Raw genomic sequence first — 13,419 nt, forward strand, 5'->3', positions numbered from 1 at the left:
AATGTTCTGTAAGTAAGCGCTTTATGCTTCAACAAAAGGTCGGTCAATCAATTTCAATACTGCGTTAGCGGCTTGTTTGTCTGCGTCTTTGCGGATCCAATGATGCATCTCGGTAAAGCGTTCGATCAAGGCACTGTTATCGGCTGATAGCATCTTATCGACAGACGGGAACAAAAAGTCTGGGTGGCACTCTTCAAGAATATGCTCTTTCACGATCTCCTCACCAGCCAAAATATTCGGCAGTGACACAAACTCAGTGATCGCCAATTTCTTAACAATGTAACCCGTCAGCTTATTTACTTTGTAACCAACCACCATAGGGCGTTTAAGTAACATACATTCAAGAGCCACGGTACCTGAAGCCAAAAGCACAGAATCAGCAGCGGTAATCACGTTGGTTGCCGTATCTTCGACTAACGTGAATTCAAGCTCAGGTGCGGTCGATTGCCAGATTTCAGTAAACTGCTTTTTACGCTGCTCATTAACGAGCGCAACAACAAAATTGATGTCCGGATACTTCTGTTTAATACGCTGGCAAGTTTCGATAAATGGTTGAGCAATCAAACCCATCTCACCACCACGACTGCCCGGCAATACTGCTAACCACTGCTTGTCTTGATCAAGACCTAAAAACTCTCGAGCATCTTGTTTACTTGGTTCTAAAGGAATCGCGTCTGCCAGCGTGTGGCCAACAAACTCACAGGCAACGTTATATTTATCGTAAAACGCTTTTTCGAACGGCAAGAAAGCTAGGACTAAGTCGGTTGCTTTGTCAATTTTAAAGATACGCTTTGGACGCCAAGCCCATACTGAAGGACTCACGTAATGCACCGTTTTGATGCCGGCTTTCTTAAGGTCTAACTCAAGTCTTAGGTTGAAGTCAGGTGCATCGATACCCACAAAAACATCTGGCGGGTTTTGAGTGAAATACTTCACCAGCTCCGCTTTCACTTTTAATAAGCGAGGTAAACGACCAAGTACTTCAACTAAGCCCATGACAGCCAGCTCTTCCATCTCAAAAAGAGACTCACAACCAAGCGCCTTCATTTTTGGTCCGCCAATACCGACAAATTCAACATTCGGGTATTGTGATTTGATTGCTTTGATAAAACCTTCGCCAAGCGTGTCACCAGAGAGTTCTCCGACAACGATACCTACGCGCAGAGGTTCATTCGAAACAAAGTCCGAGCTATTGGTTTGTGTTTCTTGCTGTGCCATATTTTTCAATTCCCTTGTTGCCTAAAACAAAAAAGACCGCCTAACAAGTAGCGATCTTTTTGTTATACCATTCTGATGAAGTAATGATTGTCATACTCACATTGATTGGTACATAACCACATCAAGTATTAACGAATAATACCGCGCTCAGAGTTCTCTAGCATTTCTAGCATAGGCGCTACCGAAGTAAACTCTTTTGCCATTTCAACTAAAGCCGCTTTCGCTTCTTCAAGTGTTTTACCTGAACGGTATAATTCTTTGTACGCTTTCTGTAGTGCACGAATTTCAGGTTTCTCAAATCCGTTACGCTTCAAGCCTACTAAGTTAAGACCGAATGGAGCAGCGTGGTTACCCTGTGCAAGCACGTACGGCAGTACATCTTGAACAACAGCTGAACAGCCACCAATGTAAGCGTAAGCACCAATCGAACAGAACGGGTGAATCGCAGAAAGTGCCATTACACCAGCGTAGTCGCCAACAGTTACGTGACCGCCAAGGATAGCGTTGTTACCAATGTGAGTGTGGTTACCAACAATAACATCGTGCGCTACGTGAGCATTAACACAAAGTAAGTTGTCATCACCAATCACTGTGGTTGCTTTGTCTTGAACCGTACCACGATGGATTTGAACCGCTTCACGGATCACGTTGCGATCACCGATCACAACGGTTGTCTCTTCACCGCCGTATTTCTTGTCTTGATTTTCTTCACCAATAACAGCGTGTGGGAAGATGCGATTTTCTTTACCAATGGTTGTATGACCTTTGATCACAACATGCGACATCACTTCAGTGTCGTCACCAATTGTCACGTTACCAGCAATGTAAGTGAAAGGCCCAACCGTCACGTTAGCACCGATAGTTACATCACCTTCGATTACTGCTGCCGGGTGAATTTTCGCTGTTTCATGAATCATATTAAAACTCTCTACGAGCACATTTAAGTTCAGCTGAACATACAACCACGCCGTCAACTTTAGCAACGCCGTTAAACGATGCGATGCCACGACGCTCTTTTAAGAATTCAACTTCGATAACCAGTTGGTCACCAGGTACCACTGGCTTACGGAATTTAGCTTTATCTACGCTAGCAAAGTAGTACAACTCGTTACCAGAAGGCGCACCGAAAGATTTAAATGCTAGAAGGCCCGTGGCTTGTGCCATTGCTTCTAAGATCAGCACGCCTGGGAATACAGGAAGTTGAGGGAAGTGGCCTGTGAACTGAGGTTCGTTAACAGAGACATTCTTAATCGCGGTCAGTGTTTTTTCTTTTTCAAAGCTAGTCACACGATCAACCATTAAGAATGGGTAGCGATGAGGTAATAGTTCCTGAATTTCAGTAATGTTCATCGTTGTCTGTTCAGTAGTCAAAGTCGTATTCCTATGTATATTCTTTATTTAATTAGAAGGATTATAAACGAAAAAGACTCGCTGTACGCGAGCCTTTTATTAGAAATGCTGGAATTATGATTCCGCGCTCTTCTCAATAAGTTTTTCAACGGTTTTCAAACGCTTGTTCATTTCATCAATACGATGAACACGCGTTGCTGTTTTACGCCAATCTTTGTTCGGCTGTAAAGGAATACCCGAAGAGTACATGCCTTTCTCAGTGATGCTGCGCATTACCATACCCATACCGGTAATCGTAACACCGTCAACGATTTCAATGTGACCATTAATCACACAGCCACCACCAATAATACAGTACTTACCTATCGTTGTGCTGCCAGCCACAATAGTACCACCTGCAAGGGCAGAACCATATCCGATGTGAACGTTGTGAGCAATTTGAAGTTGGTTATCTAAGATAACATTATCTTCAATCACAGTATCGTCTAACGCGCCACGATCGATGGTTGTACACGCGCCAATTTCTACGCGATTACCAATACGAACTGAACCGACTTGTGGAATCTTAACCCACTCGCCTTTCTCGTTTGCATAGCCAAAGCCATCAGAGCCAACGACAGTGCTTGATTGGATCAAACAAGCATCGCCAATAACAACTTCATGGTAAATGCTTACATTTGCCCACAACTTAGTGCCGGAGCCAATCTTTGCGTTTTTACCAATAAAGCAACCTGCACCGATGATTACATCGTCACCAAGAACAACACCAGACTCAATCACAGCGTTTGCACCAATAGACACGTTTTGTCCAATAGTTGCATCGCCTGCAATTGAAGCTGAATCAGCAATAGCCGCAGCGGGTGCTGGAGTAGTATCAAGCGCTTGAGCAACTTTAGCAAAAGCAACGTAAGGGTCATTAACCACAATCACGTTAGTCTTACACAGTTCACGCTCACTCTCTTTAACCATAATAGCGGATGCTTTACAGTCACCTAAGTGCTTGCTGTACTTCACGTTAGAAATGAACGTAATGTTACCTTCTTGCGCTTTATCCATAGGAGCGACTGCTGAAACGGTAATAGTACCATCTCCGTGTAGCTCTCCCCCGGTAATCGTTGCCAATTCGGCTAAAGTCAGATTCTTCATAAAACTTATTTCAGTGCTTTAATTACTTTCTCAGAGATGTTGTATTCTGGCTTGCCGTATTGCAGAGCTTGAATATCAACGATCATGTCGTAGCCTTCTTTCTCTGCAACTTTCGTTACAGCATCTTGAATCACTTTGAATAGCTTCTGCTTCTCTTGTGCTTCACGACGTTGGCTTGCTTTTTCTAGTGCTTGAGCTTTGATCTTGTATTTGCTGTCTAGCTGGCCTACTTCGATACGTAGCTTCTCAACTTCGTCAGGGCCTAGTAGTTCGCCATCACGCTTAAGCTTTTCAATCTTAGTCTTTGCTTCAGCTTGAATACTCTGTAGTTCAGCCGCTTTATCTTTGAACTCTTCCTGCATTTTTTGAAGAACAACTTCACGCTGAGGTAAAGCCTGGAATACTTGTGCAGTGTTTACATAACCCACTTTTTGCGCAGCTTCGGCAGCTGTTGCAAAAAAAGAAGAGCTAAGAACTACAAGGCCTAAACCTGCTGCTTTAATCATATTTTTCAAAATATTGTCCTTTAAATATTAGAAAGTTCTACCAATGGTAAATGTGAAGAATTCCTCATCATCACCTTCGTAAACTTTAATTGGTTTCGCTAGAGAGAAAACCAGTGGGCCCATTGGTGACATCCATTGAAGAGCGGCACCATAAGATGAGCGATAATTGGTTGGATCAGAATAATCGTAGTAGTACTTGCTGCCACTGTTAGGTGCGCCACGATCTACGAACTCGGTATCCCATACACTTGCCATGTCGAAGAAGACGCTGGTTCGAATTTGGCTACGCGCTTCATCAGAAGCAAACGGCGTAGGTACGATTAACTCTAAACTTGCTAAGGCAACCGCGTTACCACCTACAGAATCATCCGTAGCGGTATCGTAGGTTGGGTTGTTACCCGTACTGCTTCCGTAAACAGCTTTCGGGCCTGCCGAGTTAGAACCAAAACCACGTAGAGTAGTAAAACCACCCGCGTAGTAGTTCTCGTAGAATGGGAACAAGTTATCATTACCATCCGTTTGACCATAACCATTACCATAGCCTAATCGGCCACGCATCAATAGTGTGAACTCATGCTTTTTGGTCAGCGGGATGTAATGTTTTACATCGTACTGCATTTTGAAGTACTGAGCATCAGAGCCTGGTACTGTCATTTTAGCGAAAGCACGTTGGTGGTTACCCTCGGTTGGGAAGAAACCACGGTTAAGATTGTTACGAGTCCAAGAGATATTGATATCGAAGTCATTGGTTAGGATGTGTTCGTCACCATATTGGTTAATACTTCTCGCGAATTGTTCAACTTGGATATAGGTCGGAACGTTACCGATCTTGTTGTGCGTATAGCCAACACCAAACTCAAGACGGTTCAGCTCATCCATAGGGAAACCCCATGTTAGGCTAGTACCGTAACTTTGGTTGGTATAGTCGACAATGCCCGCTTCAGATGCTTCAAATTCGTTGTAGAAGATCTTACCGCCTAAACTCACACCATCAAGGTTCCAGTATGGGTCACGGTAGTCTAAGCTCACGTTCTTTTGGTAGTCGTTCATCATGGCACTTACGCCAACACGATTACCTGAACCCGCAAAGTTATCTTGCTGTAAACCAACTTGGAAGCTGACACCTGATTCAGTACCGTAGCCAACACCAAAGTTGATGCTGCCCGAGTTTGCTTCCTTAACGTTGTAAACCAAATCAACTTGATCTTCACTACCTGGGACTCGTACGGTTTGTACATCCACAGTTTCAAAGTAACCTAAACGGTTCAGGCGACTCTTACCGGTATCAATCGATCTCGAGTTAAGCCAACTTCCTTCCATCTGACGCATCTCGCGACGTAACACTTCATCTTTGGTTGAGTTGTTACCCGTAAAACGAATATCACGAACGTAGATACGACTCCCCGCTTCTACATTGATCACTAACGAAACTTCTTTGGTTTCATCATCAAATTCTGGAATAGTGCGAACTTGTGGGTAGGCATAGCCAGATTCACCAAGAATTCGTTTTACATTCTCTTCCAAAGACGTTACCGAGGAGCCGTTATAAGTATCGCCGTCTTCAAATGGCACTAACGCTTCGAAATCAGCCTCTCGGCCGATTAGCTCACCACGGAAAGAGACATCTTTAACGGTGTAAGCTTCGCCTTCATCAAGGCCAAGTGTGATGTAAACACCTTTCTTGTCTGGAGAGATCGCCACCTGAGTTGAGTCCACCTTAAACTTAAGGTAACCACGATCAAGGTAGTAAGATTTCAGCGCTTCAATATCACCGGCTAATACTTGCTTCTGGTATTTTTCATCCGCCAGGAAATTCCACCATGCAACATCAACATTCAGGTTGAAACGACTTAGGAGTTCAGCGTCAGAGAAAACTTCGTTACCGATAAAGTTGATTTGCTGGATCTTAGCTGATACGCCTTCAGTAAACACAAATTTAAGGTCAGAACGGTTGCGAGGCAAAGGCGTCACAACCGCTTTTACTGTCGCGTTGTACTTACCAACACTGTAGTAAAAATCTTCAAGGCCTTTCTCAATGTTACTCAGTGTAGTGCGGTCAAGGGCTTCACCTTCACGAACACCAGACGCATCTAGGTTCTGCTGAAGTTGCTCTTCTTTGATCGCTTTGTTACCCGAGAATGAAATGCTCGCGATAGTCGGTCGTTCTTTCACTTGAACAACTAAAACACCTTCATCGCGAAGGACTTTAACGTCCTCAAAGTTACCTGAAGCATACAATGCACGAATGATCTCAGACACATCGCTTTCATCCACTTCATCGCCAATACGCACTGGCATTTTGAGTAGAGCAGCACCAAGTGCAACACGCTGTAAACCTTCGATCTTGATATCTTGAACCACAAAGTTTTGTGCTCCGTTCGCAGCCACGCTAGTGGCCAATAGACTTGCGAACAGAATTTGCTTAATCGCCATACTTATTCTAATTATTCCTTGCTACTACCAATTCCTGTGAGAAACCATTCACAGACGAGTAAAGTCATTAAATATTGCCAGAGCCATCAAAGAGAAGAGGATTGCACCTCCCACTCTGTATCCAATTTCCTGAATTTTTTCAGGAACAGGTTTACGAGTAACAGCCTCAATAGCGAAAAACAGCAAATGTCCGCCATCAAGCATAGGCAGCGGAACCAAATTAATAATCCCTAAGTTAACACTAATCAGAGCCAAAAAGCCTAAGAAATAAACCAAACCGTAATCGGCGGTTGTCCCTGCACCTTTAGCTATTGAAATCGGGCCACTTAAGTTATTCAAGCCAACATCACCAACAATGAGCTTCTTAAGCATTGTCAGCGTCAACCCAATGATCTGACCTGTTTTATCAAATGCTTTTCCTACAGACTCAATTACACCAAATTGTAACTCAAAGCGATAATCTTCTGGCCATTCTGCGACTTCTGGAGCAATACCTGCATAGCCGATTGTGGAACCATCAGAAAGCTCGCGGCTTTTTGGCGTCATAACTAATGACTGTTCAGTACCATTTCGTAAGACCACAAGGTCCAAGGATGTCATCGGATTCGAACGGATTAACTCAACAACCGACTGCCACTGTTCAATAGGCTGCCCATTAATCTCAACAATTTTGTCGCCAGCCTCTACTCCGGCATCGTATGCCGCACCGTCATCAATGACTTGAGCAAGCACTGTCGATATCTCTGGAGAATACGGTCTAAAACCCAGCGTTGTCATTGCAGATTCAGTTTCTGGGTTAAACGACCAGTCTGAAATATCCAATATCATCTGTTGTTCAAAGCCGATATCGTCTTGAGAGGCAACCGTTACAGTCATCGATTGGTCACCAATATGCGATATCAAACCCATATTGACTGATTCCCAATCTGCGGTTTTGATTCCTGAAATAGATTTAAGTTCCATTCCAGTTTCAATTCCGGCTTGTGCAGCAATAGATTGCGGAGTAACTTCACCAATTACGGGTTTAACTGCCGGTACGCCAATCAAAAATACTAGCCAATACGCAAAAACGGCAAAGATAAAATTAAACGCAGGACCTGCCCCAACTATTGCAGTTCTTTTCCACAATGGCTTCTTATCAAAAGCGTATTGTTGTTCTTCTTCAGAAAGATCGTCTACACGACCATCAAGCATCTTAACGTAACCGCCTAATGGAATGACAGACAAGCTGTACTCTGTGCCATCACGGCCAACTTTACTCCAGATTGATTTACCAAAACCAATCGAGAATTTCTCAACTTTTACACCACAGCGGCGAGCAACCCAGAAGTGTCCAAATTCATGAACAGCGACCAGAATACCAAGCGCTACAATAAAGGATGCGAAGTTCCACAGAATTCCAGTCATGCTAGCTGCTCTTTAATAAATTGAATGGCTATTTGACGAGACATATTATCGAGCTCGAGAAGGCTTTCCAAGCTATCTAAGCCCTCAGAGTTATGTTGTTCACATACTTTGCTCATAACATGCTCGTTAATAATAGCAATATCGGTAAACTTCACTCGATTGTTCAAGAAAGCATCGACTGCAATTTCGTTTGCCGCGTTAATTGCTGTTGTAGCATGCTGTCCTAGGTAGCAAGCTTCAATTGCTAATCTTAAACATGGATAACGGCTAAAATCTGGTTCTAGGAAAGTAAGCTCGCCCACTTTGGTGAAATCCAGAGGCTTAACACCCGCTTCTGTGCGCTCAGGGTAAGACATCGTCAAAGCAATTGGCGTCGCCATATCAGGTTCGCCCATTTGAGCAAGCACAGAGCCATCTTTGTACTGGACCATAGAATGAATCACAGACTGAGGATGGATAATCACTTTCAACTGTTCTTGAGAGGCATTAAATAACCATTTCGCCTCAATGTACTCTAAGCCCTTATTCATCATAGTTGCTGAATCGACCGAGATCTTAGGACCCATAGACCAATTAGGGTGTGCGATAGCGCGCTCAGGAGTAACGGATTCAAGCTCTGTAACATCGGTATAGCGGAAAGGACCGCCAGAACCCGTCAAGAGAATATGGTTGATACCACTATCTTCCAGATTACAACGACCTAGATGGGTTTGTACATTTTTCGGTAAGCATTGAAAGATAGCATTGTGCTCACTATCAACAGGAAGTAGCTCAGCGCCATATTTTTCTACTGCGTCGATGAACAACTGTCCTGACATCACTAAGGCTTCTTTATTTGCAAGCAAGATACGCTTCCCAGCCTTTACCGCAGACATAGTAGGAAGTAAACCTGCGGCACCAACAATAGCAGCCATTACCGTGTCCACTTCCTCTAGAGAAGCAACCAGACACATGCCTTCAGTGCCTGAAAGTACTTTTACGTTAGGATAACTGGCGGACAACACCTCAGTCAGTTGAGAGGCTGCATCAGGACAAGCCATAGCAACATAGCTTGGTTTCCACTTTTCAACTAGCGCCAGCATCTTTTCAACATTCGAACCAGCAGCCAGTGCAACCACTGAATAGAGATCTGGGTTTTGCTCAACGACTTTCAGTGTACTTGCACCAATTGAGCCGGTTGCACCAAGGATAGTTAGATTTCGCATCACATATGACCGTAGAAATGTAGTAAAGGGCAGAATCACTGCCCTTTTTATTAGAATGCTAAATAAAGCAGAGCAAAGACAGGGAATGCAGCTGTTAAGCTATCTATTCTATCTAGTATACCACCATGACCAGGAATCAGATTACTGCTGTCTTTCACCCCAGAAACACGCTTAAACATGCTTTCAACAAGGTCACCTAGAACAGAAATAACAACAGTCACAAGGGTAATAACAATCATGTGAAGTGAACTGGTGAATTGGATGTCAAACAAGTCAGCAAAGATCCAAGCCACGATCACCGCAGTAATAATACCCCCAATAAGACCTTCAATCGTCTTGTTCGGGCTCACCGCTGGTGCCATTTTGCGCTTACCAAAACTCTTTCCTGAAAAATAAGCACCGCTGTCCGCAGCCCAAACAAGCAAGCAAACAAACATCACCAATTTTGCACCGTGGTAAGGATCAACATCGATACCGTTAGCACGTAGGATAACCACACTCCAGAAGAATGGCAGTAGAGTTAGCACACCAAAGGCATGACGAAGAAGAGAAGAGTCTTTCCATGCGGGCATAGACTTAGGATAAGTCACCGCCATGCCACTCGCGATTACCCACCAAATCGAGCCAATCGTTAGGATGGCGTAGTGAGCAGTAGACAAGTTATTAAGGCTAAATGCATCAAAAGGGATAAAAGCAAAACTTGCAGCACTAACCACAACCGTTGGAATCAACGCTAAATAACGCGATTTGCTTTCAACAAACTGAGTCCACTCCCAAAAACCCAATAGCGAGATTACCGCTAGTGAAAGAATAAATGTAGGAAGTGATAACTCGAAAATACCTAGAATAACTAGGGGAGCTAAAATCAACGCCGTAATAATTCGTTGTTTCAAACCAAAAAATCCTTATTAACTGTCCATCAGAGCTTTAATTTGCTCACCAGTGCATCCAAAACGACGCTCACGGTTCACAAACCAAGTCACAGCTTCTACTAAGCTGTCTTCATTAAAGTCTGGCCAGAATTGTTCAGTGAAATACATTTCGGCGTAAGCCAACTGCCAAAGCATAAAATTACTAATGCGGCATTCGCCACTGGTACGGATAAGTAGATCGACTTCAGGAATATCTGCCATCGTCAGGTGCTGTGTAATCATAGCTTCATCAATGTCATCTACATTAATATCGCCAGACTTTACCTGTTGAGCAATAGAGGTCATTGCTTGCTGAATATCCCACTTACCGCCGTAGTTAGCCGCAATATTAATAACCATACCGGTATTGGTGCTAGTCAAAGCTTCCGCTTCTTCTATCTTCTTTTGTAGTCGATCATTGAAACGACTTTTATCACCGATAACACGAAGTTGTAGATTATTTTTATGAAGCTTTTTTACTTCACTCGACAGCACTGAAATAAACAGTTCCATCAAGATACCGACTTCTTCTTCAGGACGACGCCAGTTCTCGCTACTAAACGCAAAAAGAGTAACGGCTTTAATGCCAAGTCTGGCTGCAGAAGAGATAGTTTTACGAACGGCTTGAACACCGTTTTTATGGCCAAAAACGCGAGGCTTGCCCTTAGCTTTTGCCCAACGACCATTACCATCCATAATGATAGCAATGTGTTTAGGAAGAGAGTCTGTGAACGCTTGAGAATTATGCATAAAAGAGTGAATCAAATTCTAATAGTCGAACAGAGTAGCATAAAAAAACGCTGCACCGTGAGTACAGCGTTTTTCCGGAAAGAAAAGAATATGGAAAATTAAACTTCCATCAACTCTTTTTCTTTAACAACTAGAACTTCGTCTACGTTCTTAACCGCAGCGTCAGTTAGCTTTTGAATTTCGTCTTGTGCTTTACGATCTTCATCTTCAGAGATTTCTTTGTCTTTAAGAAGTGCTTTTAGATCACCATTTGCATCACGACGGATGTTACGGATAGCAACACGGCCACCTTCAGCTTCGCCACGAACGATTTTAACTAGGTCTTTACGACGCTCTTCCGTTAGCGGTGGAAGTGGAACACGGATAACTGTACCCGCAGACATAGGGTTTAGGCCTAGGTCAGATGTCAGGATTGCTTTTTCAACTAGAGGAGTCAGTGTTTTATCAAACACTGTAATAGCTAGTGTACGTGCATCTTCAGCGATAACGTTAGCTACTTGAGTCAAAGGCGTTGGAGCACCGTAGTACTCAACAGTAAGACCAGAAAGTAAGCTCGGGTGCGCACGGCCTGTACGAATCTTTTGCAGGCTGTTTTTTAGTGCATCAACACTTTTTACCATGCGCTCTTGAGCGTCTTTTTTGATTTCGTTAATCACAATTTCACCTTGATTATGTTCTTTCTTCAAGAAAGCTTTTTATTTGGAGTGATAAGGATAAGCTTACCAAAGTATAACACCTCAGTAAGCCCGAAAAATTAGTCAGCGTCGCTGATTAATGTACCTTCAGTTTCACCCATAACCACGCGACGTAGTGCGCCTGGTTTATTCATGTTAAATACACGGATTGGCATTTTGTGATCACGTGCTAGCGTAAATGCAGCCAAATCCATTACTTTCAATTCTTTCTCAAGAATCGTGTTGTAAGACAAAGTATCATACAGCTCTGCGTCTGGGTTTGCTACTGGGTCAGCAGTAAATACACCATCTACTTTCGTCGCTTTTAGAACTACGTCAGCTTCGATTTCGATACCACGTAGACACGCAGCAGAATCTGTAGTGAAGAATGGGTTACCAGTACCTGCAGAGAAGATCACAACACGACCTTGACGTAGTTGGCTGATTGCATCTGCCCAATTGTAATCGTCACATACACCTTTAAGAGGGATTGCAGACATTACACGTGCGTTTACGTAAGCACGGTGTAGAGCGTCACGCATTGCAAGGCCGTTCATTACCGTTGCAAGCATACCCATGTGGTCACCAACAACGCGGTTCATACCTGCTTCAGCAAGGCCTGCGCCACGGAAAAGGTTACCGCCACCGATAACAACACCTACTTGAACACCTAGTTCAACCAATTCTTTTACTTCTTGAGCCATACGATCAAGGATCGTCGGGTCAATACCAAAACCTTCTTCGCCTTGTAGTGCTTCACCGCTAAGTTTTAACAGAATACGTTGATACGCCGGTTTAGGGTTCGTAGTCATGGAGTTTACCTTCCAAAGAGTTGATGATTAACAGTCATGGATGAAAACTGATTAGCTCAGTTCGCATTCATAACAGCTAAAAGCCAAAAATAATTCACTATTCATAAAAAGACCGCAGCATTTGCCACGGTCTTTTTTTAATCAATACGCTAAGGATTAACCTTTTTGTACCGCTGCAACTTCGTCTGCGAAGCTCATTTCAGCAGCTTTCTCGATACCTTCACCAACTTCTAAACGAACGAAGGTAGTAACTGATGCGCCTTTCTCTTTAAGAATGTCAGCAACAGTTTTCTTAGGTTCCATGATGAAAGCTTGACCAGTAAGAGATACTTCGCCCGTGAATTTCTTCATACGGCCGATAACCATTTTCTCAGCGATCTCTTGTGGTTTGCCTTCGTTCATAGCGATTTCTACTTGAACAGCTTTTTCTTTTTCTACTACGTCAGCAGGTACGTCAGATGGGTTAACGTACTCAGGCTTAGAAGCAGCAACGTGCATAGCGATGTGCTTAAGCGTTTCAGCTTCGCCTTCACCAGCAACAACAACACCGATTTTCTCGCCGTGACGGTAAGAAGCTAGTGCAACACCTTCAACAAGCTCAACGCGACGGATGCCGATGTTCTCACCGATCTTAGTTACTAGAGCGATACGTGCATCTTCAAACTTAGCTTGAAGAGCAGTGATGTCTAGACGTTCAGCTAGAGCCGCTTCAGCAACTTCGTTAGCGAATGCAAGGAAACCTGCATCTTTAGCTACGAAATCAGTTTGGCAGTTCACTTCAAGAAGAGCAGCAACGCCAGCTTCTTCTTTAATGATGATTGTGCCTTCTGCAGCAACGTTACCAGCTTTTTTAGCTGCTTTCGCTGCGCCAGATTTACGCATATTTTCAATTGCTAGCTCGATGTCGCCTTCAGCAGCAACAAGCGCTTTTTTACATTCCATCATGCCCGCTGCTGTGCGTTCACGAAGTTCTTTAACTAGAGCTGCAGTTACAGTTGCCATTCTCT

General features: G+C 43.6%; 13 protein-coding genes. All 13 read right to left on the minus strand.

Annotated features, from left to right (window positions below; genetic code table 11):
* Positions 1-21: 21 nt before the first annotated feature.
* Positions 22-1,218, minus strand: coding sequence for a lipid-A-disaccharide synthase (gene lpxB / locus OQJ75_RS00505; protein WP_265970483.1), 1,197 nt, complete (start codon positions 1,216-1,218; stop codon positions 22-24).
* 128 nt (positions 1,219-1,346) lie between these two features.
* Positions 1,347-2,135 carry an acyl-ACP--UDP-N-acetylglucosamine O-acyltransferase gene (gene lpxA, locus OQJ75_RS00510; RefSeq protein WP_048606664.1) on the minus strand — a complete coding sequence of 263 codons (789 nt, stop codon included), beginning with the start codon at positions 2,133-2,135 and terminating at the stop codon, positions 1,347-1,349.
* Position 2,136: 1 nt separating this feature from the next.
* Positions 2,137-2,589 (minus strand): 3-hydroxyacyl-ACP dehydratase FabZ, encoded by a 453-nt coding sequence (fabZ, locus tag OQJ75_RS00515; protein ID WP_009847408.1) that lies wholly within the window; start codon positions 2,587-2,589, stop codon positions 2,137-2,139.
* 93 nt (positions 2,590-2,682) lie between these two features.
* Positions 2,683-3,714 carry a UDP-3-O-(3-hydroxymyristoyl)glucosamine N-acyltransferase gene (gene lpxD, locus OQJ75_RS00520; protein WP_265970484.1) on the minus strand — a complete coding sequence of 344 codons (1,032 nt, stop codon included), beginning with the start codon at positions 3,712-3,714 and terminating at the stop codon, positions 2,683-2,685.
* Between the two features lie 5 nt (positions 3,715-3,719).
* Positions 3,720-4,220 carry an OmpH family outer membrane protein gene (locus tag OQJ75_RS00525; protein ID WP_017056311.1) on the minus strand — a complete coding sequence of 167 codons (501 nt, stop codon included), beginning with the start codon at positions 4,218-4,220 and terminating at the stop codon, positions 3,720-3,722.
* A 27-nt stretch (positions 4,221-4,247) separates the two neighbouring features.
* Complete coding sequence (gene bamA, locus OQJ75_RS00530; RefSeq protein WP_248397538.1) at positions 4,248-6,653, minus strand: outer membrane protein assembly factor BamA; 2,406 nt, start codon at positions 6,651-6,653, stop codon at positions 4,248-4,250.
* Positions 6,654-6,701: 48 nt separating this feature from the next.
* Positions 6,702-8,060, minus strand: a complete 1,359-nt coding sequence (gene rseP, locus OQJ75_RS00535) for a sigma E protease regulator RseP (protein WP_265970485.1) — start codon at positions 8,058-8,060, stop codon at positions 6,702-6,704.
* Complete coding sequence (ispC, locus tag OQJ75_RS00540) at positions 8,057-9,265, minus strand: 1-deoxy-D-xylulose-5-phosphate reductoisomerase (protein WP_265970486.1); 1,209 nt, start codon at positions 9,263-9,265, stop codon at positions 8,057-8,059. The genes rseP and ispC overlap by 4 nt, the downstream gene beginning before the upstream one ends.
* Before the next feature lie 50 nt (positions 9,266-9,315).
* Positions 9,316-10,158 (minus strand): phosphatidate cytidylyltransferase, encoded by an 843-nt coding sequence (locus OQJ75_RS00545; RefSeq protein WP_265970487.1) that lies wholly within the window; start codon positions 10,156-10,158, stop codon positions 9,316-9,318.
* 15 nt (positions 10,159-10,173) lie between these two features.
* The gene (locus tag OQJ75_RS00550; protein WP_017060739.1) at positions 10,174-10,926 is read right to left on the minus strand and encodes an isoprenyl transferase; all 753 of its coding nucleotides are present in this window, start codon (positions 10,924-10,926) and stop codon (positions 10,174-10,176) included.
* Positions 10,927-11,024: 98 nt separating this feature from the next.
* Positions 11,025-11,582, minus strand: coding sequence for a ribosome recycling factor (gene frr / locus OQJ75_RS00555; protein WP_265970488.1), 558 nt, complete (start codon positions 11,580-11,582; stop codon positions 11,025-11,027).
* Between the two features lie 98 nt (positions 11,583-11,680).
* Positions 11,681-12,412, minus strand: a complete 732-nt coding sequence (gene pyrH, locus OQJ75_RS00560) for a UMP kinase (RefSeq protein WP_009847418.1) — start codon at positions 12,410-12,412, stop codon at positions 11,681-11,683.
* Positions 12,413-12,568: 156 nt separating this feature from the next.
* Positions 12,569-13,414, minus strand: coding sequence for a translation elongation factor Ts (gene tsf, locus OQJ75_RS00565; RefSeq protein ID WP_248372472.1), 846 nt, complete (start codon positions 13,412-13,414; stop codon positions 12,569-12,571).
* Between the last annotated feature and the right edge of the window lie 5 nt (positions 13,415-13,419).

This window comes from Vibrio sp. 14G-20 (assembly GCF_026241515.1).
Taxonomy (GTDB): Bacteria; Pseudomonadota; Gammaproteobacteria; order Enterobacterales; family Vibrionaceae; genus Vibrio.